At 66.5% G+C, this 20,699-nt stretch carries 25 protein-coding genes; 15 read left to right on the top strand and 10 right to left on the bottom strand.

The window, feature by feature from the left end:
- The first annotated feature begins 68 nt into the window (after window positions 1-68).
- Together LOZ83_RS36880 and LOZ83_RS36885 are read left to right on the top strand one after the other, a co-directional pair.
- Window positions 69-563: a PH domain-containing protein gene (locus LOZ83_RS36880; protein ID WP_236796517.1), complete on the top strand. Its 495-nt coding sequence runs from the start codon at window positions 69-71 to the stop codon at window positions 561-563.
- On the top strand, window positions 563-2,032 hold the full coding sequence (locus tag LOZ83_RS36885; protein WP_236796670.1) for a PH domain-containing protein: 1,470 nt from the start codon (window positions 563-565) through the stop codon (window positions 2,030-2,032). The genes LOZ83_RS36880 and LOZ83_RS36885 overlap by 1 nt, the downstream gene beginning before the upstream one ends.
- Here the strand turns inward: LOZ83_RS36885 and LOZ83_RS36890 are convergent.
- On the bottom strand, window positions 2,000-3,439 hold the full coding sequence (locus LOZ83_RS36890) for an NAD(P)/FAD-dependent oxidoreductase (RefSeq protein WP_236796518.1): 1,440 nt from the start codon (window positions 3,437-3,439) through the stop codon (window positions 2,000-2,002). The two genes, LOZ83_RS36885 and LOZ83_RS36890, sit on opposite strands and share 33 nt — an antisense overlap.
- A gap of 141 nt (window positions 3,440-3,580) precedes the next feature.
- Between LOZ83_RS36890 and LOZ83_RS36895 the strand changes: the two genes are divergently transcribed.
- Together LOZ83_RS36895 and LOZ83_RS36900 are read left to right on the top strand one after the other, a co-directional pair.
- Window positions 3,581-4,000: a DUF2306 domain-containing protein gene (locus LOZ83_RS36895; RefSeq protein ID WP_236796519.1), complete on the top strand. Its 420-nt coding sequence runs from the start codon at window positions 3,581-3,583 to the stop codon at window positions 3,998-4,000.
- A 144-nt stretch (window positions 4,001-4,144) separates the two neighbouring features.
- On the top strand, window positions 4,145-4,798 hold the full coding sequence (locus tag LOZ83_RS36900; protein ID WP_236796520.1) for a class I SAM-dependent methyltransferase: 654 nt from the start codon (window positions 4,145-4,147) through the stop codon (window positions 4,796-4,798).
- 61 nt (window positions 4,799-4,859) lie between these two features.
- On the opposite strand, the gene LOZ83_RS36905 is transcribed toward LOZ83_RS36900, so the two are convergent.
- The 8 genes from LOZ83_RS36905 to LOZ83_RS36940 form a co-directional block, all read right to left on the bottom strand.
- Complete coding sequence (locus tag LOZ83_RS36905; protein ID WP_236796671.1) at window positions 4,860-5,909, bottom strand: LacI family DNA-binding transcriptional regulator; 1,050 nt, start codon at window positions 5,907-5,909, stop codon at window positions 4,860-4,862.
- 54 nt (window positions 5,910-5,963) lie between these two features.
- Window positions 5,964-6,740: a glycerophosphodiester phosphodiesterase family protein gene (locus tag LOZ83_RS36910; protein ID WP_236796521.1), complete on the bottom strand. Its 777-nt coding sequence runs from the start codon at window positions 6,738-6,740 to the stop codon at window positions 5,964-5,966.
- Window positions 6,733-7,548: an inositol monophosphatase family protein gene (locus LOZ83_RS36915; protein ID WP_236796522.1), complete on the bottom strand. Its 816-nt coding sequence runs from the start codon at window positions 7,546-7,548 to the stop codon at window positions 6,733-6,735. The genes LOZ83_RS36910 and LOZ83_RS36915 overlap by 8 nt, the downstream gene beginning before the upstream one ends.
- Window positions 7,545-8,363, bottom strand: coding sequence for a carbohydrate ABC transporter permease (locus tag LOZ83_RS36920; protein WP_236796523.1), 819 nt, complete (start codon window positions 8,361-8,363; stop codon window positions 7,545-7,547). The genes LOZ83_RS36915 and LOZ83_RS36920 overlap by 4 nt, the downstream gene beginning before the upstream one ends.
- The gene (locus LOZ83_RS36925) at window positions 8,363-9,319 is read right to left on the bottom strand and encodes a carbohydrate ABC transporter permease (RefSeq protein WP_236796524.1); all 957 of its coding nucleotides are present in this window, start codon (window positions 9,317-9,319) and stop codon (window positions 8,363-8,365) included. Before LOZ83_RS36925 ends, LOZ83_RS36920 begins: the two co-directional genes overlap by 1 nt.
- Entirely contained in the window at window positions 9,316-10,590 is a 1,275-nt protein-coding gene (locus tag LOZ83_RS36930) for an ABC transporter substrate-binding protein (RefSeq protein WP_236796525.1), read from the bottom strand. Before LOZ83_RS36930 ends, LOZ83_RS36925 begins: the two co-directional genes overlap by 4 nt.
- A gap of 477 nt (window positions 10,591-11,067) precedes the next feature.
- Window positions 11,068-11,484: a tautomerase family protein gene (locus LOZ83_RS36935; protein WP_236796526.1), complete on the bottom strand. Its 417-nt coding sequence runs from the start codon at window positions 11,482-11,484 to the stop codon at window positions 11,068-11,070.
- A gap of 48 nt (window positions 11,485-11,532) precedes the next feature.
- Window positions 11,533-12,123: a carboxymuconolactone decarboxylase family protein gene (locus LOZ83_RS36940; RefSeq protein ID WP_236796527.1), complete on the bottom strand. Its 591-nt coding sequence runs from the start codon at window positions 12,121-12,123 to the stop codon at window positions 11,533-11,535.
- 71 nt (window positions 12,124-12,194) lie between these two features.
- On the opposite strand from LOZ83_RS36940, the gene LOZ83_RS36945 reads away from it, so the two are divergent.
- Window positions 12,195-13,124 (top strand): LysR family transcriptional regulator, encoded by a 930-nt coding sequence (locus tag LOZ83_RS36945; RefSeq protein ID WP_236796528.1) that lies wholly within the window; start codon window positions 12,195-12,197, stop codon window positions 13,122-13,124.
- A 699-nt stretch (window positions 13,125-13,823) separates the two neighbouring features.
- Window positions 13,824-14,069 carry a twitching motility protein PilT gene (locus LOZ83_RS36950; protein ID WP_236796529.1) on the top strand — a complete coding sequence of 82 codons (246 nt, stop codon included), beginning with the start codon at window positions 13,824-13,826 and terminating at the stop codon, window positions 14,067-14,069.
- A gap of 166 nt (window positions 14,070-14,235) precedes the next feature.
- On the opposite strand, the gene LOZ83_RS36955 is transcribed toward LOZ83_RS36950, so the two are convergent.
- The gene (locus LOZ83_RS36955; protein ID WP_236796530.1) at window positions 14,236-14,868 is read right to left on the bottom strand and encodes a GAP family protein; all 633 of its coding nucleotides are present in this window, start codon (window positions 14,866-14,868) and stop codon (window positions 14,236-14,238) included.
- Window positions 14,869-15,315: 447 nt separating this feature from the next.
- Between LOZ83_RS36955 and LOZ83_RS40640 the strand changes: the two genes are divergently transcribed.
- The 9 genes from LOZ83_RS40640 to LOZ83_RS37000 all read left to right on the top strand — a co-directional run bounded on the left by LOZ83_RS40640 (window position 15,316) and on the right by LOZ83_RS37000 (window position 20,570).
- Window positions 15,316-16,479: an FUSC family protein gene (locus LOZ83_RS40640; RefSeq protein WP_236796531.1), complete on the top strand. Its 1,164-nt coding sequence runs from the start codon at window positions 15,316-15,318 to the stop codon at window positions 16,477-16,479.
- Entirely contained in the window at window positions 16,476-16,988 is a 513-nt protein-coding gene (locus LOZ83_RS36965) for a potassium channel family protein (protein ID WP_236796532.1), read from the top strand. Before LOZ83_RS40640 ends, LOZ83_RS36965 begins: the two co-directional genes overlap by 4 nt.
- Before the next feature lie 60 nt (window positions 16,989-17,048).
- Window positions 17,049-17,297, top strand: a complete 249-nt coding sequence (locus tag LOZ83_RS36970; protein ID WP_236796533.1) for a hypothetical protein — start codon at window positions 17,049-17,051, stop codon at window positions 17,295-17,297.
- 270 nt (window positions 17,298-17,567) lie between these two features.
- Complete coding sequence (locus LOZ83_RS36975; RefSeq protein WP_236796534.1) at window positions 17,568-17,777, top strand: hypothetical protein; 210 nt, start codon at window positions 17,568-17,570, stop codon at window positions 17,775-17,777.
- Between the two features lie 68 nt (window positions 17,778-17,845).
- Window positions 17,846-18,019, top strand: coding sequence for a hypothetical protein (locus LOZ83_RS36980; protein ID WP_236796535.1), 174 nt, complete (start codon window positions 17,846-17,848; stop codon window positions 18,017-18,019).
- Between the two features lie 10 nt (window positions 18,020-18,029).
- Window positions 18,030-18,200 (top strand): hypothetical protein, encoded by a 171-nt coding sequence (locus LOZ83_RS36985; RefSeq protein ID WP_236796536.1) that lies wholly within the window; start codon window positions 18,030-18,032, stop codon window positions 18,198-18,200.
- Between the two features lie 29 nt (window positions 18,201-18,229).
- Window positions 18,230-18,457, top strand: a complete 228-nt coding sequence (locus tag LOZ83_RS36990; protein ID WP_236796674.1) for an Imm74 family immunity protein — start codon at window positions 18,230-18,232, stop codon at window positions 18,455-18,457.
- Window positions 18,458-18,873: 416 nt separating this feature from the next.
- Window positions 18,874-19,251, top strand: a complete 378-nt coding sequence (locus tag LOZ83_RS36995; RefSeq protein WP_236796537.1) for a hypothetical protein — start codon at window positions 18,874-18,876, stop codon at window positions 19,249-19,251.
- A 266-nt stretch (window positions 19,252-19,517) separates the two neighbouring features.
- Window positions 19,518-20,570, top strand: coding sequence for a ParA family protein (locus tag LOZ83_RS37000; RefSeq protein WP_236796538.1), 1,053 nt, complete (start codon window positions 19,518-19,520; stop codon window positions 20,568-20,570).
- The last annotated feature ends 129 nt before the right edge of the window (window positions 20,571-20,699 follow it).

Here is a 20,699-nt window from a genome sequence, read left to right on the forward strand (position 1 = left end):
CGGCCCGGCCCGGCGGAGTCCGCAAGGGCAGTCGAACCTTCATACCCGGCCCTGGCAAAGTGGTCATTGTGACCGAACCGGTGCTCGATCTCCGGCCCCCGGCGAACCGGGTGAACCGCCGCGCGGTGCTGTTCTGGACGACCAGAGCCGCACTGGGCTGGCTGGTGCCGCTGATCGCCGAACTGCTCTGGCTCGTCCTCGGCGACGGCGGCACCCCGCTGACGACAGCCCTGGTCATCACCGCGGTGATCGCGATCGCGCACCTGCTGGTGATGCCGCAATGGCGCTACCGCGTGCACCGCTGGGAGACGACCGACCAGGTCGTGTACACCCAGTCCGGCTGGTTCAACCAGGAGCGCCGGATCGCGCCGGTGTCCCGGATCCAGACCGTCGACACCGAACGCGGCCCGCTGGAACGCATGTTCGGGCTCGCCAACCTGACCGTCACGACGGCGTCCGCGCGCGGCCCGGTGCACATCCACGGCCTCGACCTCGACACCGCCCAACGACTCGCCGCCGATCTCGCCACCCGCACGCAGGCCACCGTCGGAGACGCCACGTGATGGAGCCGCTGCCATGGCACCGGCTGAGCGCCAAAATGCTCGCGGTGCACCCGGTGCAGGAGATCATCCGGTTCCTGCCCGTGCTCATCGGCGTCCTGTTCATCGGCCGCAGCGGGCAGGGCCCGATCTGGAGCCTGATCGGCCTCGGCATCGCGGTGCTGGGCGGGTTGCTCCGCTGGTTCACCACGACGTACCAGATCACGCCGACGCACATCCGCGTGCGCCGCGGGCTGCTGCGCCGCCGCGAGCTTTCCGTGCCCAGAGACCGGATCCGCTCGGTCGACCTGAGCGCCCATCCGCTGCAACGGATCCTCGGCCTGAGCCGGATCGTGATCGGCACCGGCCGGTCGGACCGCCACGACGAGGGCGTCACCCTCGACGCGCTCGCGGTCGCGCAGGCGGCGCGGCTGCGTGAAGAACTGTTGCACCGCACCGTTTCCGTCGAACAGCCGGCGAAGCCACAGGGCGCGACCATCGCCCGGCTCTCGCCGCGCTGGGTCCGATTCGGACCGTTCACCCTGTCCGGGATCGCGACGATCGGCGTCGTGGTCGGCTCACTGGTGAACCTGTTCAACGAAACCCGCCTCGACCCCGACAACTTCGGGCTGCTGCGCTCGGTCATCAACCAGCTCACCTCGGTGCCGGTCGCCGTCGCGATCGCGGAGATCACCTTGTTCGCGGCGGTGCTCGTCGCGGTACTGTCCGCGCTCGCGTACATCCTGGCGTTCTGGAACTTCCGGCTGGTGCGCACGGACGGCACGCTGCACGTCACCCGCGGTCTGCTCACCACCCGGTCGACGACGATCGAGGTGCGGCGCCTGCGCGGCGCCGAAATCAGCGAGCCGTTGCTGTTGCGCGTGGCGGGTGGCGCCCGCTGCATGGCGATCACGACGGGCCTGCGCGTGGGCCGCGGCGCCGAGATGGGCGGCAGCGTGCTGCTTCCACCGGCGCCGCTCTCCGACGTCCGGCGGGTCGCGGGCGAGGTCATCGGCGACGCCGATCCCCCGGCACGCGAACCGGTGCGCCACGGCCGGAGGGCGCACCGGCGCCGCTACACGCGGGCGTTCCTGTTCGCGGCGATCGTGACCGGCGTGTTCGTGCTCTTGTGGTGGCTCGCGGGCTGGCCCGCCCTGCCGTGGCAGGTGTCGCTCGCGTTGTTCCCGATCGGTGCCCTGCTCGCCGAGGACCGCTACCGCAACCTCGGCCACGTCCTGCTCGGCCGGCGGCTGGTGTTCCGGCACGGAAGCCTGGTGCGCCGCCGGTACATGCTGTCCTCGGACGGCGTGATCGGCTGGGTCGTGCACCGGTCCTTCTTCCAGCGCCGCGCCGGTTTGGTGTCGCTCACCGCGACCACAGCGGCGGGACGGCAGCATTACACCTGCGCGGACCTGCCGGCCGCCGAAGCCGTCGCGCTGGCGCACGACGCCGTGCCGGGCCTACTGGACCCGTTCCTTGTCCGGCGCGAGTGACGGCAGCTCACGGATCCCGAACTCGTCGCGCAGCAAGGTTTTCGCCGCGTAGTACCCGCCCATACCGTGCACGCCCGGCCCGGGCGGAGTGGCCGCGGAGCACAGGTAGACGCCCCGCAGCGGGGTGCGGTACGGGTTCCACGCGAGCACCGGACGGCCGACGACCTGCCACAGATCGAGCGCACCCGCCGAAATGTCGCCGCCGACGTAGTTCGGGTTGTACTCGTTCTGCTGCAAGGCATTCACGGTACGGCTGGCGAGAACGGTGTCGGTGAAGCCGGGCGCGAACCGTTCGATCTGCCGGCGAATCAGGTCGGCGGGATCGACCGGATCCCCGTTCGGCACATGGCAGTACGCCCACACCGGCCGTTTCCCCGGCAGGCCACGGGTCTCGTCGGCGACCATCGGCTCGGACAGCAACACGAACGGCTCGTTCGACAGTTTCCCTTGTACGGTGGCGTTTTCGCTCGCGTACACCGCGGCCCGGCGCCCACCCACATGCACCGTCCCAGCCTTGCGCAGCTCGGGGTTGGTCCACGGGATCGGTTCGGACACCAGGAAATCGACCTTCGCCGCGGCGGGCCCATAACGGTACCGTTCGAGCCGGCGCCGGTAACCGCTCGGCAGCAGGCTACCCGCGAGGTCGAGCAGGTTCCGCGGCCCGACGTCGAGCACGACGGCACGGAAGCCGGCCAGCTCACGCAGATCGGTCACCATCTGTCCACTGTGGATTAGTCCGCCGTGCGCGACGAGATCGTCCACGAGCGCGTTCGCGATCCGCTGGCTGCCGCCGCGCGGGACGGGCCAGCCCGTCGTGTGCGCGAGATGCCCGAGCAGGAGGCTGATCCCGGCGGCGGGCAGGCTCGGCAGCCTGCCCCCGGCGTGCGCGGCGACACCGGCAAGCATCGCGGCGGCTTCCTCGGTGCGGAAGAGCCGCTGGGTGAAAAGCCTTGCAGGCAAACGCAATGCAGCCAAGGAAACAGACCGCTGACCGGACATCAAAGCATCCACTGTGGACTGTGAGTGCTCGACGAGCGGCCGCATCAGCTTCCGGTACCGTGGCCCGTCCACACCGAGCGCGTCGCATGTGCGGTCGAAGGCCCGGTACGCCAGTCCAGCCCGGCCGCCGTCCAGCGGATGCCCGTAGGCGATCTCCGGCTGACGCAGTTCGACACCGCGGGTGGGCAGGTCGAATTCGCGGAAGAACCGGCCCGCGACCGCGAGCGGATGCACGGCGGAACAGATGTCGTGCACGATCTCCGAGTCGAACAGCGCCTTGGACCGCATGCCACCACCGGGTGCTGCCGCGCCTTCGCGGACTTCGACCCGCAGCCCGGCGCGGGCGAGGAGCACGGCGGCGGCCAGCCCGTTGGGCCCGGACCCGACCACGACGACATCACTGGACACGGTTCGGGTTTACCCCACCGCGAGTCCAGGGCAAACACCAGTGTCCCCGGCGGGTGATCACCGAAGACTTCCGGCATGACTTCAACGACTGTTGACCGCCCTGGAACCCGCGTCCGGCTCCGACCGCCTCTGGTGGCGATGATGGTCGTGGTCGTGGCGTTCCTCGGCTATTCGCTGCCGCCGTATCTGGGCCTCGACCCCGCGCGTTCCCGCACGCTCGCCCCGGACGGCGTGCCGTACTACTACCCGCTGCTGGTCACGCACATCTTCCTCGGCTCGCTCGCGTTGCTCGCCGGCTGCCTGCAACTGTGGCCGTGGCTGCGGGGCCGGTATCCCGTGACGCACCGGTGGATCGAGCGGGTTTACGTGTTCTCGTGCGTCTTCGGCGGGCTCGCGGTGCTGACGTTCGCGCCGCTGACGCACTGGGGCCTGAACCAGCAGGCGGCGAACACGATGCTCGGCGTGCTGTGGGTATTCACCACGATCATGGGCTGGCGGATGGCGCCCAGCCCACGGACGAAACGAGCATCGCGCAGGCGGTCGCCGTGGCCGCCTGGCTGAGCTGGGTGGTGAACCTGCTGGTGGCCGAATGGTGGCTGCGGCGGCCGCGCTCGATCTAGCGGAGGAGACGGACAGGTGCGCCGTGGTGCGCACCGTGCAGCAATCACGCCGCCCCGTGTCAGTGGTGTCGGCTACGGTCCCCGAGTGATCGAACCGGGCTCCCTCCGTGCCACCAGCGACGCCTATGACACCGTGGCCGCGCGCTACGCGCAGCAGTTCACGGACACCCTGCGCGACCGGCCCGTGGAGCGCGCGCTGCTGGCCGCCTTCGCCGAGCTGGTGCGCGCGGGCGGGAACGAGGAGGTCGCGGACTTGGGGTGCGGTCCCGGGCACATCACGACTCATCTGCGCAGCTTGGGGCTACGCCCCTTCGGCGTCGACGCTTCGACGGCGATGATCGAACTAGCCCGCGAGGCCAACCCGGACCTGCGCTTCGAGGTGGGCTCGATGGCCGCACTCGACATCGCCGACGGCGCACTGGGCGGGCTGCTCTCGCGGTCCTCGATCATCCATACCCCACCGCGGGAACTCCCGGCCGTCATTGCGGAGTTCGCCCGGGTCCTGACCCCAGGCGGCCATCTGCTGATCAGCTGCTTCGCCACCGACGACCCCTCGATCCCGACGCAGTCCTTCGACCACTTGGTCGTGACGGCCTACCGCTGGTCCCCCGACCGTCTGGCGGGGCTGCTGCGCGACGTCGGCGTGCGCGAGGTCGCCCGTGTGCTGTGCGAGCCGAAGCCCACCGACAAGCGGCAGTTCCAGGAGCTGCAACTGCTGGCCGCCAAGAGCGTGCTCTGAACCCAGCGCTTGCCGGCGATGTTCGCGATCCACCTGGTGTGCACCAATGCCCGGCGTGTCATCAAGCGCTCCCGGATTGCGAGCCCGTCGGAGCCGATCCGGTTGTGCGTCCGACGACCAACTCGCCGCGCAGCAGGATCCCGCCTGTTTCCACGTGGCTGTCGCGGACGAGCTCGTCGACCAGCCGGACGGCCGCCTCGGCCATCCCGTTCACCGGGACCCGATAGGTTGTCAGCCCGAACACCTCGTGGTCGAACGGCGGGATCCCGTCGTGGCCGGCGATCGACAGGTCACCCGGGACCGCGATGCCCAGCCTGGCAGCGGCGGCGATCGCGTCGAGCGCGGTCCAGTCGTTGTTGCCCAGGATCGCCGTCGCGCCCGCTCGGTGGAGCGTGTCGACCACCTTCGTGAGATCTTCGTCGGGAGTGATCATCTCGAGCCTGTTGAGCAACCCGTGACGCTCCAGCTCGTCCTGCATCCAGGCAATGCGCGCCCACTGCGTCGGCGACTGTTCGGGCGAGAAGGCCAGCAACGCGATCGAGCGGTGCCCGAGGCCGACGACGTGGTCGATGAGCGTTTGACCCTCACGAGGGTCCGGGGCGACATAGGGCACGCCCGGGTTGGCGGGCTGGCCCATCTGGCCGACGAGGACCAGCGGAACCCGCGACGCGACCTGGCGGATCGTGCGTGGGTCGACGGTCGGCGCCGCCACGACGATTCCCGCGGTCCGCATGTCGGCCATGAGCATCAGCGACCGGTAGTTGGCCTCGTCGGGTTTATCGCCTGATGCAAGGGACATGACCTCGTACCCCTTGACACCGGCGCTTTCCTCGAACGCTCCGGCCAGGCTCGCGTAGAAGGGCGAGTGAGTGTGCCGGAGGTACAGACCGAGGATGGCCGACGAGCGGGTGGTGAGATTGCGCGCGATCTGGTTCGGCACGAAGTCAAGTTGTTCGATCGCCCGCCGAACCTTTTCGAGGTTCTCGGGGCTGACTCCCCCTTGGCCCAGTACGGCACGGGAGGCCGTCGATTTCGAAACCCCGGCAAGGGCCGCGACGTCCCGGATGGTGCTCGGCCGGCGACCGGGCTGGGAGTCCGGGCCGGGTGGCATGGCGGTCAAGCTATCGCCCCTTCCGTTCGTTCTGCGGCGACGCGTTCCAGTGTCTCAAGCCGTTTTCGCGATGTTCGACGCGAACGACGGGAACCGGGCCACGAACTCGTCGTTGGACTCCAGGAGCCGGCGGGCGTAGGCGGGCGAATTGGAGGCGGTGGCGTCCACGTCGACCTGCACGATGCGGTGCACGTCGCCGGGTCCTTCAATCAGCGACGCCGCGACGCGTCGTCCGCTGTCGTGCAGTTCGTCGACGAGCGCGGTGGTGAGCTGCGGAACCGGAATGTAGACGGTGGAAACCTCGAGCCGGTCCGCGTGATCGCGCCAGTTGCCGGTGACGTCGGGGATGTGCAGGGCGAGCCCGCGGGCGCCTCCCGTCCACTCGTCGCGGAAGTCCGCGAGCGACAGTGGGTCGAAACTCGTGATGAGGCACCGGTCGCGGTCCTGCACGGGCCGGTCGCGCAGGAATCGGGCCAGCGGACGGGCCGCCGCCGGGGCCTTGATCTCGACCTGTAGCAGAACGCTGGTCGAGTCGAGGGTCTCGGCGAAGGTCGGGATCTTCTGCCCTGCACCCATGTCGATGCCGCGCACTTGCTCGAACGTGAGCCGCTCGATCGGCAGGTCGAGGAACGGCGTGTGCGCCGCGGCCGTCCGCCTCACCGTGTGGTCGTGCAGGATCACGAGCTCGCCATCGATGGTCGTGCGCACGTCCAGCTCGATCTCATCGACGCCGACGCGCTCCGCGCTGGCGAACGAGATCAGTGTGTTCTCCGGCGAGTCGGCCATGTTCCCGCGGTGTCCGCACAGCACGAACATCCGGTCGTCAGGCATGGGTTATTCCTCCATCTGTGAGCAGGGGTTCGAGCGCGTCGGCGAGAGGCGCATCCGCGACGAGCAGAAGCTCGAGGCTGGGAGGGCCGCCTCGTGCACCGCGTACGACGGCGCCGGCCTGAATGGCGATCAACGCCGCGGCCGCGTAGTCCCAGATCGGCAGCTGTCGCCCGGCATGCGCGTCGGTACGGCCTTCCGCGACCCCGCAGACGTCCAGCGCGGCCGAACCGACCAGCCGCAGGTCGCGGATCCGCGGTGCGAGGGAGGCGAAATCCGCGAGGACGCGGCCTCGAACCTCGAGGTCGTAAGGGATGCCGGTGGAAACCAGCGCCTCGCGCAACGGCACGCCGACGTTGACGTGCAACTCCTGGCCGTTGCGCCGAGCTGGATGGCCGGCGGCCGCCGTGTACTCGTTGCCGAGCACGGGCGCGTGCACGCAGCCGGCCAGAGAGATTCGCCGCCCATCGGCGGACTTCGTTGTCGCGGCAATGGACACGGCGTAGCTCGGGGAGCCGTACAGGTAGTTCACAGTGCCGTCAATTGGGTCGACGACCCAGGTGATTCCGCTCGTCCCTTCAGCTTCTCCGGTCTCCTCACCGAGCACACCGTCGGCCGGCCGGGTGAGCGCGATCCGCTTGCGGATCAATGCCTCCACCGCGGTGTCCGCCTGCGTCACGATGTCGAGATCGTTGGACTTCGTCGCCTGTACCTGGATTCCGCCGCTGCGCATGTCGGCCGCGAGGCCGGCCGCCTCCGCCGCCACTTCCCGCGCCAGGCCCAGCAGCTCGAGAACGTCGACGCCGCTCACTTGAGCCCGCTCCGGGCGAAGCTCGATACGAAGTGCCGCTGCAGCAACAGGAAGATCACGATCATCGGCAGCGTGGCCAGCGCGCCGGCGGACATGAGCACGTTCCAGTCGGTGACGGCCGTACCGCGCAGCAACGCGAGGCCGGGCCCGAGCGTGAGCTGATCGACGTCATTGTTGACGACGATGGGCCACAGCAGCTCTTTCCACTCGTTCAGCACGGCCAGGATAGCGAGGGCGATGAGCCCGCCGCGGCTGATCGGCACGACGATCGTGAAGAGGATCCGCAGATGCGACGCACCGTCGATCCGCGCCGCCTCGATCAGCTCACGGGGCACGCCGCGGAAGAACTGATAGAGCAGGAACACCCCGAAGACATCGAACACGTTCGGCAGCACGAGCGCGACGAGCGTGTTCGTCAGGTGCAGCTTGGCCATGATCGAGAAGCTCGGGATGATGAAGATGTCGCCCGGCACCATGATCAGCATCAGTACCAGCACCAGGATGATCCGGGCGCCGGGCACCTTGATGATCGCCAGTGCGTACGCCGCGAGCGACGCGATGACGAGCGTTGCCAGCGCCCGGCCCAAGGAAACGACGACCGTGTTCCCCAGCAGGCGCAGGAACGGCAGCTTGGCGAAAACCTCCTGCACGCCCTGCAGGGTGGGCGGCGACGGAATCACCGACGGGGTGGCCTGCAGGGTCTGCGTGGTGCTCATGAGAGCGGTGGCGACCATCCACGCGAACGGCGCGAGGACCAGCAGGCCGACCACGATCACCGTGGCATAGGTCCACCAACGGACACGGTGGAAATCCATCAGCCGTCCTCTCCGTAGTGCACGAACCTGCGCTGCAGGCGGAAGAAGACGAGCGAGACCACCAGGATCAGCACGAACAGGACGAGCGACACCGCTGCCGCGTAGCCACGCTGCCCGATCCCGACGAACGCGAGTTGGTAGTAGTAATAGAGGACCGTCATGCCGAAGTTGACCGATGTCGACTGCTCCGGCGGCAACAGCAGATACACCACGTCGAAAAGCTTGAGCACGCTGATCGTCGTGGTGAGGACCACGAAGAACAGCGACGGGCCCAGCAGCGGAAGCGTGATCTTGAAGAACCGCCGCACCGGTCCCGCGCCGTCGAGCGTCGCGGCCTCGTAGAACTCCGTGGGGATGTCCTGCATGCCGGCATAGAGAATGATCGTCGGCACGCTGAACGACAGGTACAGCACGATGAGCGTGACGACGACGGTGACACCGGTGGTGCTGCCGAGCCAGCTGACGGGCGACGCCCCGATGGACCGGATCGTCGCGTTGACAAGTCCGTACTGGGTCTGGAAGAGCCAGCCGAAGACAAAGATGATGGCCGTCGGCAGGCACACCGCCGGCAGGAAGAGGATCGCGCGAAACACCGATTCGCCGCGGAAGCGGTGCTGCATGAGGGTCGCACACAGCAGCGACACGATGACCACGGCAGGGACCGCGACGACTACGAACCTGAAGGTGTTGACCAGCGCGACGCCGAGCTGGCTGTCCGAGATGAGCGCCACGTAGTTGTCCAGTCCTATGAACCGGGCCGGCCCGAAAGCGCCGGCCTTCGTGAAGGACAGCCACACGTTGTAACCGAAGCCGTAGAACCGGAAGACGGCGAGTCCGAACAGCAGCGGGACCAGGAACAGGTACCCGGTGAGAGCGCCCCGCCGACTGCGGCGCCGCTTGCCACGACGCAACACCGGCGGAGCGTCGGGTACGCGCAGCGAGGTGGTTGTGCTCATCCAAGCGCCTTGTCGAGGATCTGGTCGATGCCCTTCGCGGCGTCGGAAGCGGTGATCGAGCCGGCATAGAACGGGCCCATCTGGGTGCTCTCGATCTGCGGGAGCGGAGCTCGCGTGGCGGGGTACTGCGTCGACGTGCGGAGATAGTTCTGCTGCCGCGCGGCCGCGACGGCGTCGCTGAGCCCGGCCAGCTTCGAGTTGGCCGAGACATACGCGTCGAAGGCGGCCTTGTCGGTGTTCGCCGGGATCGCGGCGCCACCCGCGGCGTGCTGCTCGGCGCCCTGCGTGGAGGTCAGGTACTCGATCAGCTTCCAGGCCTCGTCCTTGTGCCGCGAATTGGCGTTCATGACGTAGGCGAGGCCGTTGGTGTCGGTGAGCCACTTGCCGTTCACCGACGGCGCCCGCACGAGGTGGAACGTGTCAGCCGGAACGTTGGCCTGCGAGAGCAGGCTGAGGTTCCACGAAGGGATCTCCGCCATCGCAACTGTGCCAGAGATGAGGGAAGACGCCGGATTGAAGTCGGCCGAATTGGCGACCACCGGGATCAGGCCCTGGTCCTGCAGGCCCTTCATCATCGTGAGGGCCTGGATACCCTCCGGCGACGAGACGACCCCCTTGTTCTGGTTGACGATCTTGCCGCCGAGTTGGTGGATGAGGCTGGCGACACCGTTGTTGAAGGTGCGGTCACAGGACATCGGAACATCGGTCGGCGAGGTCTGCTTCGCCTTGATCTCCTTGGCGATCCGCACCATGTCGTCCCACGTCCAGTCGTTGGTCGGGACGTCGGTCACGCCGAGCTTCGCGAACACGGCGGTGTTGTAGACGAAGGTCCAGGTGTCCTCGTCCTTCGGGATGCCGTATTGCTTCCCGTTGACGTTGTAGAGGCTGGTGATGCTGGACGCGTAGTCCGACAGATTGACACTGTCCTGCTTGATGTACCCGTCGAGCGGCTCGAGCGCGCCGCCGTTGATGTACTGCGACACAGCCGAGCTCTGCCACATCACGTCGGGGCCCTCGCCGGCACTGAGTGAGGCATCGAGCTTCGTGTAGTACTGGTCCTGCGGGACCTGCTGCACGTCGACCTGGATCTTCGGGAACTTCGCCTCGAACCCGTCGACGGCCTTCTGCACGCCCGCTTTCTGCGCGGGGTCCCAGATCATCAAGCTCAGCTTTGTTGCGTCGCCGCCCCCGGAGGACGTGGTGGACGAACAGCCGGCGATCGCGACGGCGAACGAGAGCGCCACGGCCGCCGCACCGACGACGCGCTTCACGCAGCTAGGAGAACGCATGGTGTGACCTTTCGAGATCAAATGCGATCGGGACCGGTCCCAGCATGCGAACGGACCGGTCGCAGGTGCCCCTTTGGGACCGGTCCCACACTAGCTTTGATCTGCACATCATCAGGTGAAAGCTAGCTTAACCTCGGGTGTCGTCCGGTCTAATGGGACCGGTCCCAGAGATGTATCGCGACAGCAGCCGTCACTGCTCAGATCATGGGTGGAGTCGGCTGATGCGGACGGCATCGGCCACCTGGCCACACCCACGACGTGCGCGGCTTGCCGCATCGTGATCCCGCGTGCTCGGCTCGTTTCGGACACGATGCGCGGACTTCCGACGACGGCTACACGTACCTAACCCGCCAGGTCGTCTTGGCGCGGTACATACGTTCGCCATGGCTGAGGCCAGGCTTCGACGGCGCGCTGGAATCCCTGCCTCAAGCCAAGCCTTACGTTGTCCGTCAGTAGTGCCTACTCCGCGACTGAGGTCATCCGCTCGTCGTAACCGGTGCTGGGGTCGATCACACGACCGGCTGCCCACCAGTTCTCGCGAGCGGTCTCCAGAATGCGGAAGGCGACGTCCTCCTCGGACACCCCGGCTGTCTGCCGGAGATGTTTCACCAGCGATTCGAACAGTGCCTTCTTGGTGTCGGCCGTGCGGTCATTGAACGACAGCGTGATGCACATAAAACGCTCCGAGCGGGGGATTCCGAAAACGACGTCCTCGCGGAACACCGTGCCTTCTGGGAATTCGTGGAAGAAGTGGAATCGATCGTCGTCGGGAATGGCGAGTGTCTCGACCATCGCCACGTGGATGGCGTCGGAGATGGCTTTGCGCTGGTCGCGAGTGGTCACGCCCTGCTCCAGGTAGATGTCGATGACGGGCATGGTGTTCCTCCTGGTGTGAAGTGGTACGACGGGTCGGCTGTGGACAGGTCAAGCGCCGGGCGCCGGCACCCGGAAGCACGTGGTCACGGCGCATGTGGCGAGGTATTGGCCGATCAGGGCGAGGAGAGTCACGGCCCGTGTCTCGCCGAAGACCGACAGGAACTCGCCGTACAGCTCGTCCGGTACGTCGTGGTCCCGGACAAGGCCGAGCGCCACGTCGTGGGCCAGCCGAGCGGGCCGGTCGAGCCCCGCGGGAGTGCGCGCGGCGGCGAGGTGCTCGATCACCTCGTCGCTCAGGCCTGCGCCGCGCGCAGCCGCGCTGTGGGCATAGAGGACGTACTCCGCCCGCCAATGCGCGGCCACGGTGAGGATTGCGACCTCGCGCACTGCCGGGGGCAGGTCCGCCGCCGAGATCGCCTCGGCCCAGTCGAGTTGACGTTCGCCGATGCCCGGCGCCCGCAGAAAAGCGTTGAACGGCCCGATGAGCCGGCCGTCGTCGAGAGCGGCGCGGTAGCCGGCCTGCCGTCCGCGGGCGACGCGGGTTCCCATCAGCCGATCGCTGAGTTTTCTTTGCTCGGCGTCGAGTTCGTCCCGGTCCAGCAGTCGAAGGCGACCGGTCTCCGGCTTTTTCCCTGTCACAAGATTCAACCTACGTCCGCATCCACGATGCCACCAACGCACATTACGCACCGTGGGTATGCTCTCTAAGCATGGATTTGTCGTTGTCCGCCTTGCGCACAATCCGCGTCGTAGCCGAGACCCGCAGCTTCACGGCTGCGGCCGCCGCCCTCGGTTACACGCAGTCGGCGGTGTCGCGCCAGATCGCGGCGGCGGAGCGTGAACTGGGCGCGGCGCTGTTCGAGCGCACGCCTCGTGGCGTGCAACTGACCCGCGCCGGTGGTCTCGTGCTGCGCCAGGTCGTGATCGCCCTCGACGCGCTCGAACAGGCCGAAAAGGTGCTCGCCGGCGAGCCTCGGCAGGTGCGGCGGGTTCGGGTGGGCGCCATTCCGGTGGCAGGGACGGCGCTGCTGCCGCGGTCGATCGCCGTGCTCCGGCGCATCCGTGCCGACCTCGAGATCTCCACCCGCGAGGGCACCACACCAGCGCTGGTCCCGGCGGTGCGGGCCGGGACGCTGGACGCCGCACTGATCACCGGTCGGCCGCCGTTCCGTTCGCCCGACCAGGAGCAACCGCCGCTGAAACAGCACACCATCGTTGAGGCTTCGCTCGCAATCGCCGTGCCATCGGCCAGCCGCCACGCCGGCCCGGAGCCGGTGACCTTGGAGTCACTCCAGGGCGCGTCGTGGATCGCGAGCAGGTCGACCGATGACGAGCCACAACTCGGCGTCTGGCCAGGCCTCCCCGGACGGCCGGTTGTGCAACACTGGGCGCGCGATTGGGCCACGAAGCTCAGCCTGGTTTCCGAAGGCGCCGGGATCACCACGGTGCCGGCGGAGTTCCTGCCGCGCGTTCCCCCCGGCGTGACCATCACCCACATCGCCGATGTACCGGAAGAGATCCGCCGGGTGACCCTCACACACTCCCCCAACCTTGACCCGGACGTAGCCGCTCCGCTAGTCCAAGCAACCCGCGAAGCGGCCGCCACCCTGCTCGCAGAGCAAGATGCCCCGCCACGATGACCCGTCTAACAGCCACAGCTCGCGATGCGGCAGTCCACGTCGGCGGTCGGCATCGGAGTCCAGCGCCGTCCGCGCCGCGATGATCTCGGTGGCCCTGGCCTCCGCCTACCTTTCTAGCGCCGCGTTGACTACCGCCCCGTCGCCGATGAAGGCAAGGCCTGCCGCGCGAGCGGCGCCATCGCGGTCCAGCACCACGAACCTTGGAGTGCCCCTCTCGCACACAGCCGCAGGTCAAAGGATAAAAATCAAACTCGCGGTAGAGCTGAGGGGAACCGAACCCCTGACCTTCTCGATGCGAACTGTCCGCCCCGGCGTTTTCGCAGGTCAGCGAAGTCATACCTGAGGCCATAATGGCCGGTCACGCTCGGTCCGGGTTACAACGCTTCGAGCCCGCCTCATCCGAGGAGCTTCTGACGAGCAGGTCCCGCAGGTGCTCGCCGATGTGCGCAGGCACCTTCGCCCGGTCCGCGAGGTGACGTGGCCGCCAGCCTTCTTCGGAAGCATCGAAGGTGACGGAACTGCGATCGGTGCTCGCGCGAAGGAACTGGTCGCCGGTGGGTTCGGTCAGTAAGCACGTGATCATCTGCGATACGGGTCCGCTGGTCGCCGCCTCGATCCGCCGAGACACCGACTACCACCGCCGCACCGAGCTGTTCACGGGGTCTCGTCGGCTACCTGCTCGGCCGCGTTGGCAACGCTGTGGTCGAGGCCGGTTTTCCCCTCCATCGCCGAAGGCGCGCCTTCGTCTCGGCCGACCTGACCAACGCGGACTACAACCACATGGCCGACCTCGTCGAGCAGTACGCGGACTTCCCTCTCGGCACCAGCGACGCCGCAGTGATCGCCCTGGCCGAACGCCTGGACGTCGACGAGATCGCAACACTGGATCAGCGGCACTTCCGCGCTGTCCGTCCCCGGCACGTGAAGGCATTCACGCCCCAGTGACCTGGGGCTGAGGTGATCTCCTTGCGGCGCGGGTTCACGCCTGCCGGGCCGGGTGGTGCTGGTCAAGGGCTCGCCGGAGACCTTGAAGCGCCCATGTGGCAGTACCACGACGACCTTCCTGGGCACCCTGCGGTTTGACCTGCCGTTTTGCGTTGGGATCGCCGGATCACACGAGGTGGGCGATGCCGGAGCCAATGAAGTAGGCGCCGAAGCCAGCGGCAACGATGATGATGATCGTGCGGCCGTGCCTGGCCAGCCAGGTGTTCACGACGGTGACACCGCGGACCGTGGCATCGGGCCAGATGGCGTGAGCGATGATCGGTATCTCGATCATCAGCATGTAGATCGCGGCGACGAGGACGATGCTCAGCACAGTCACCAGCAGGCTGTTGTGCGCCTTGGCGATGGAATGCAGCGAGGCCACGTACAACGGCCCTGGCGAATACATCACCACAGCGACACCCAGCAACCCGATCACGCCAAGCTCGCGGCGCTGTTTGTCTGCTTTGGGCCCGCGCGGTGGCCGGAAGTAAATGATCACGGCGAAGGCAACCAGCACGATGCCGATGACGAGGTCGATCCAGTGCGGCACGGTGTGGTGCCTAGGGCTCTCGGCTCCGCTCCCCTGCAACAGGAGCACGAAAAGAAAGCCGGCGCCGAGGGCGATCAGCGCAGCGCCGGTCAGGAAGGTCAGCGCTCGTCTCCGGGGTTGCGGGCCGGTCAACACGAACGCCATGAACAGCAGGGCAGGCGGGGAGATCGCGGCGCCGAACGCGGCGGGCACGGCTTCGGACAACATCGCGGACACAACCTTCCGTCCCACCCCGTACGGTTGACACCGAACGGATTCACCCGTCGTCCAATACAGCATGCGCGGCAGGCCCGCTGGCGTCGACGCCGAATCGCTCCTAGTCAGAAGGGACGAGTCCGCGGACCGCTCAAGCACCCGTCTGCCATCGGTGGCCACGCGCCGGATCTCAACGAGGCGAAATCGTGCCACCTAGTGACCTGGTGAGGAGATCGCGTGACTCCCAGGCGACCTCACATCTGAGTAACGCAGCTTGGGAACCAAATCCGAGCACCTGGAGAGTGCCTTTGACCTGCGGTTTCAGGTGTTCCTGGGGTACCCCCATTGACCGCGGCATGTTGTCAGATTGGGGTTACGGGCATTTTGGCCCTAGCCGGTGCGCCGTGGGTGTGGGACGACCGTGAGATGCCGGGGTGGACCACGTCGACATGGAGGTGGGTGAGCAAGGTGACGACGCCCAGCGCGCCCGGAGAAGATGCACGGCCTGTTCAGGCGGGGAAAGTCGCGGAGTGGCTGTCGGAGGTGTTTGCGCTCAATCGGGCGGGGATCAACTGGCCGCGAGCAGTGCTGTTCCTCGACGTCGCACTGGTCCCCGTGCTCGTTCTCTGGGCTCTCGGGCGCGAGGAATACCTTCTGAGCGCACTGTTCGGCGCATTGTTCGCGGCGCTGGCCGACCCGGGCGGCAGCTACGGAAACCGCGTGTCGCATATCGCCCTTTTCGCGCTGATCGGCGCAGGGTTGACCGCGCTGGGCTTCGGTATCAGCGGGAGCGGCTGGGGCTGGCTGGCGCTGGCGGCGTTCGCAGTCACCCTGGCGGGAGGCCTGGCGGCCGCGTTCGGGGCCCACAGGTTCGTAACGGCGCTACTGCTCAACGTCTGGTTCATCATCACCGTCGCGGTCGCGTTCGGCTTGCATCAGCAGCCCCACATCACCAGCTACACCTGGGCTCAGGTGCTCGCCTGGGCCGGTGGGTCGGCGCTGTGGATCACGGTCACGTTCCTCGGCTGGCTGATCCACGGGCGCCAGGACCGGCCCGCCGTGGCCGTGGAGCTGCCCGGTGACACCTCGCGGCGCCCACTGACCCGGCCGCTGATCATGTTCGCGGTGATCCGCGCTGTCGTCATCGGCGGCACCGTCGCGATCGCGTTCGGACTGAACCTGTCTCACGGTTCGTGGATGCCGATCGCCGCCATCGTCGCGATGAAGCCGAGCCTCGAGCAGAGCACGCTGACAGCCGCACAGCGCCTTGCCGGTGCGCTGATCGGCGCCGTCGCCGCTGCTCTGATACTGCTGATACCCGCCAATGAACACGGATCCACGCTGATCGCGATCACCCGTGGACTCGAAGTGGTCGCGCTCATCGTCCTGATGCACGGCTTCGCGATCCGCTTCTGGAACTATGCGCTCTACTGCGCGGCCATCGCCGCAGGAGTACTGATCCTGCTCGACCTCCCCCAACCATCCAACTTCTCCGCCGAGGGCTACCGGGTGCTGTGGACACTGTGTGGCGCAGGATTCGCCGTGCTCGTCATGCTGCTCGCAGGCCTACTCGCCAAACGCACCACCACAACGCCGCCACATCCCACTGCACAGCCAGCATGACGAGACGGTTTTCCAGTGCTGCGGGCAGAATCGCCTGGACAGCACTACGAGCAGTCGGATCCGTCGCCGCATTGGTGGCGCTGTACTACGCGCTGCCGCTGGACCACGCGTCCGCCCCTGCCGCCGGCGCGATGCTCCTTGTGGGGCTGGCCGGGTTCAGCGCCCTTGTCGCCGTCCAGGTCTGGCTGATCATGCGGTCCCAGTTTCCGGGTCTGCGGGCCATCGAGTCGCTGGCCACCAGCGTGCCGTTCTTCCTGCTGCTATTCGCCGCGACGTACGTGGTCCTGGCCGGGCTGTCAGCCAGCAACTTCGGCGGGCACCTGTCACGCACCGATGGGCTTTACTTCACGGTGACCGTGTTCTCCACCGTCGGGTTCGGTGACATCACCGGCAAAACTGAGACAGCCAGGCTGGTGGTCACGGGGCAGATGCTCGCGGACCTGGTTGTCTTCGGCGTGGCCATCAAGGTCATCGTGGGCGCGGTCCGGCGACGCCGATCAGACGCTTGATGCGTGCGAGCAACGCGGTCCCGAGGCCCGACGACGTCCCACAGACCCGACGTCCGACTTTTGAGTCCACTGCTGGAACTTCCTGCGGTCCTGGACCGCGCGGGCGCCAAGGCGGGCGTCCGCTACATCACCGTGTACGACGGACGGCCCTCGGGCGGATCGCTGCTGGCCGATCTCGACGTGCACCCGCGTGTGGCGATGCGCATCCTCCGGCACGCCAACTTCACCGTGACCATGGAGGTCTACACCGAGGTGTCCTCGGAGCAGACGCGTGCAGCGCTCAAGAAACTGGGAGACAGCCTGCAATGACGCTGCTGCTGTACGGCAGCAAAAGGCCCTCCCCGACTACTCAGGAAGGGCCTCTGACCTGCTGTGGAGCTGAGGGGAATCGAACCCCTGACCTTCTCGATGCGAACTGTCCGCCCCGGCGTTTTCCCAGGTTAGCGAGGTCGCACCTCGGGCCATAATGGCCGGTCGCGGTCGGTCCGGGCCGGTGCTGCTGCTGTACTTTGTGCTGTACAGCAGGGCCCTGACCAGCGGTTCCGCACGCCGTGCTGCTGTCATCGTAGACTTGCCGGCATGAGCAGCCCAGAGCGCGACGAACTACTGCGCTTGGTCCAGGAAATCCCGGACGACCAGGTGCCCGACGCCCTTCGCGAGATGCGGCGCCACCTCCAGCCGGTCTCCGAGCGGCCCTGGCCTCCGGCCTTCTTCGCCAGCGCTCCTGGCGACGGCGGGAGCATCGCCGAAGAGATCGACGACCTGCTGAGCGAGGGCTTCGGCCGGTAGTGATCATCTGCGACACGGCCCCGATCGTCGCGGCCGCGCTCTACAAGGACGCTGATCACCATTGATGCGTGGAGCTGTTCACGGGCCTGCGCCTGGCCAACCGGCAGTTGCTCTTGCCGTCCCCCATCGTCGCCGAGGTCGGCCACCTGCTCGCTACCAAGGCTGGCGCCCGCACGGAAGCGTTCTTCCTGCGCGCCCTGGCTGACCGCGACTTCATCCCGGGTCGAGCTAACCACGGATGACTACACCCGGATGGCTGAGCTGGTAGAGCAATACCACGACCTTCCCCTCGGCACGAGCGACGCGTCAGTGATCGCCCTCGCCGAACGGCTGGATGTCGAGGAGATCGCCACGCTGGACCTACGGCACTTCACGGTAGTTCGGCCGCGCCACGTGCAGGCGTTCACCTTGCTGCCGGAGTAACGGATTCGGACTTTGGAGGCGCGGTGGCCATGATCAGCATCCCATCACGGGGCCGCTTGGATCTGGAGCTCAACGGCCGAACGATCCGGCTCCAAGGCGAAGGATTCAGACAAGGCCCCGTCGACTTTGTCGTGAGCGGAGCCCAGATACACCACTGGAACGACGGAGCAGAAGTAACCGACGACGAGCGCAAAGCCATCCTCGATCATCTCTTCACCTGTGCGGCCGAAAAAGGGCTCAACATCGAGATCGACTGACGCTGTCGCTGCCACACTCCATCGCCAGCTTTTGAACCATACCCGAGCGTATGGAAAGTGACGCTGACCTGGGGTTTTAGGTGTGCGTGGGGCACCCTTGTTGACCGTGGTTGACCCGGGCATGTTGTTGGGATGTTGCTGGGAATCGCCCCAGTGACCTGGGGCTGAGGTGATCTCCTCGCGGCGCGGGTTCACCCCTGCCAGGCCGGGTGGTGCCGGTCAAGGGTTTGCCGGAGGCCGCGTAGCGCCCTTGATCGGTGCCGCCCGGTCTGGCTGCCCTCGGGCGCGCCGTAGGGAGATCACCGGACGTGCCCTCCCCCTGATCTCTGAAGCGGTGTCGGGGTCCGGCGCAGAGCCCCGGGGTTTGGCTCGAAATCAGTTGGCTTCGAGTCATCTGACCAGTCAAAATTGCGTTCATGCGGAACGAGTTCCCGCGCCCGCTAGGAACATCCGAGCTGGCCACCTTAACCGCGCTGCTATCGGTCGAGTTCGACGGCGTGGACCAGCTGCGTGACCAGGTCAAGGGCGCGGCCGCGGTGCGGCGGTGTCGGTGTGGTTGCCCCACGATCGACCTGGCCCCTCGGCCGGGCGCCGTACGCGCTCCCGTTGGCGACGGCCTCTTGCTCCTTGAGGCGGGCATCGCTGGGGACGAGAGCGCCGCGCCGGGCGAGATTCTCCTCTTCGTTCGTGACGGATACCTGAGTTGTCTGGAGTACGTCTCCTATGGAGATTCACCACCGATGGCGTGGCCTGGAGTGTCGGACATCGTGCCGATCGGCAACCAGCGCAGCTAACGGGCTGCGTCGAACGGGTCGACGGGCCGACAGGTCCCGCGAGGGCTCATCGGGGCCGCCGGCCGGAGCGGAGCGGCAGGCCGGACGGCCACGCGGCGCGCTTGCGCGCCGCTCTTGATTCCATAGAGCCAAGTTCGGCAGCAGTGCACAGTCGTTGCGTGGACGCGAGAGACAGGTTGTAACACTGTGCGTACCACGGCGATACTCCTAGTCGCAAACCTGAAGTTCGTCCGCGTTTCGCATATCGACTCCTGAGGCAGGCACTCGTGACTACCAAAATCGCGCTCTTCAACAACAAGGGTGGCGTCAGCAAGACCACGACTTGCTTCAATCTCGGATGGATGCTCGCCCAGCGCGGCAAGCGCGTGATCATGGTCGATGCCGATCCGCAATGCAACCTGACTGGCATGGTCCTGGACTTGAGCGGCGAGGACGCACTTGAGGAGTTTTACAAAGCCAACGCAGGCCGAAACCTCAAAGACGCTCTTGAACCAGCATTCAAGTCACGACCTGTTCCGCTAAAACCGGTGGACTGCGTGCCCGTAACCGGACGCGACGGATTGTTCTTAATCCCGGGCCACGTGGCACTAGCAGAAGACGAAACTTCTCTGGGAATTGCCCAACAACTATCAGAATCACTCCAGGGTCTCAGGAACCTTCCCGGAAGCTTCTCGCATCTTTTCGAGATAACTGCCGAGAAGTACCGCGCGGATTACGTCCTAATCGATCTTAGTCCGGGCCTGGGTGCGGTGAACCAAAACCTTGTAGCTACATCGGACTACTTCTTGGTGCCTTGCAGTCCGGACGTCTTCTCGGTAATGGCAATCGACTCACTTGCGCGTGTTATCCCAAGGTGGACGTCGTGGGCGGACCGCGCGTCGAAGCTGGATGTTCTCGCTGAAGCTGATTATCCTTTCCCAAAGCCAGACCTCAAGTTTCTCGGCGTGATTATTCAACGCTTTCGACTAAAAAACGGAAAGGCGACCAGCGCGTTCCAAAAGTATTTCGAGAAGCTAAATTCAGCCGTCGCCGAGACTCTGGTGCCCGCCCTCTCGGGCGCGAATATGATGCTAGAGAATTCCGAATATCAGAATGCGGGCCTTGATAGTCATCTTGTTCTGGCGGAGATCTCAGACTTCAACACTCTGATAGCTCACTCACAACAGAAACGAAAGCCCGTCTTCACGCTGACACAAGAGGATGTTGGACGCGGAGGGAAGTTATGGGGAAACACCGAGTCGAACATCTTGAATTTCAAGAAGACGTTCGAAGAGTTGGGCGACCGAATCACCGCACTGACCGAAGAGGCGAGGCACTGAGGTGCCGCCGACTAGACAGCGTCAATTCGTCGAGAATATCGGAAGATCTCGCGAACTTGTAGGTCTGGGGAAATCTATCGCGGGTCTCACCGTCGGGAGAGTAGATGCCGCGGATATGTACCGCGCAGC

The sequence above is a fragment of the Amycolatopsis sp. GM8 genome, assembly GCF_021653975.1.
In the GTDB taxonomy this organism is placed as follows: Bacteria; Actinomycetota; Actinomycetes; order Mycobacteriales; family Pseudonocardiaceae; genus Amycolatopsis_E.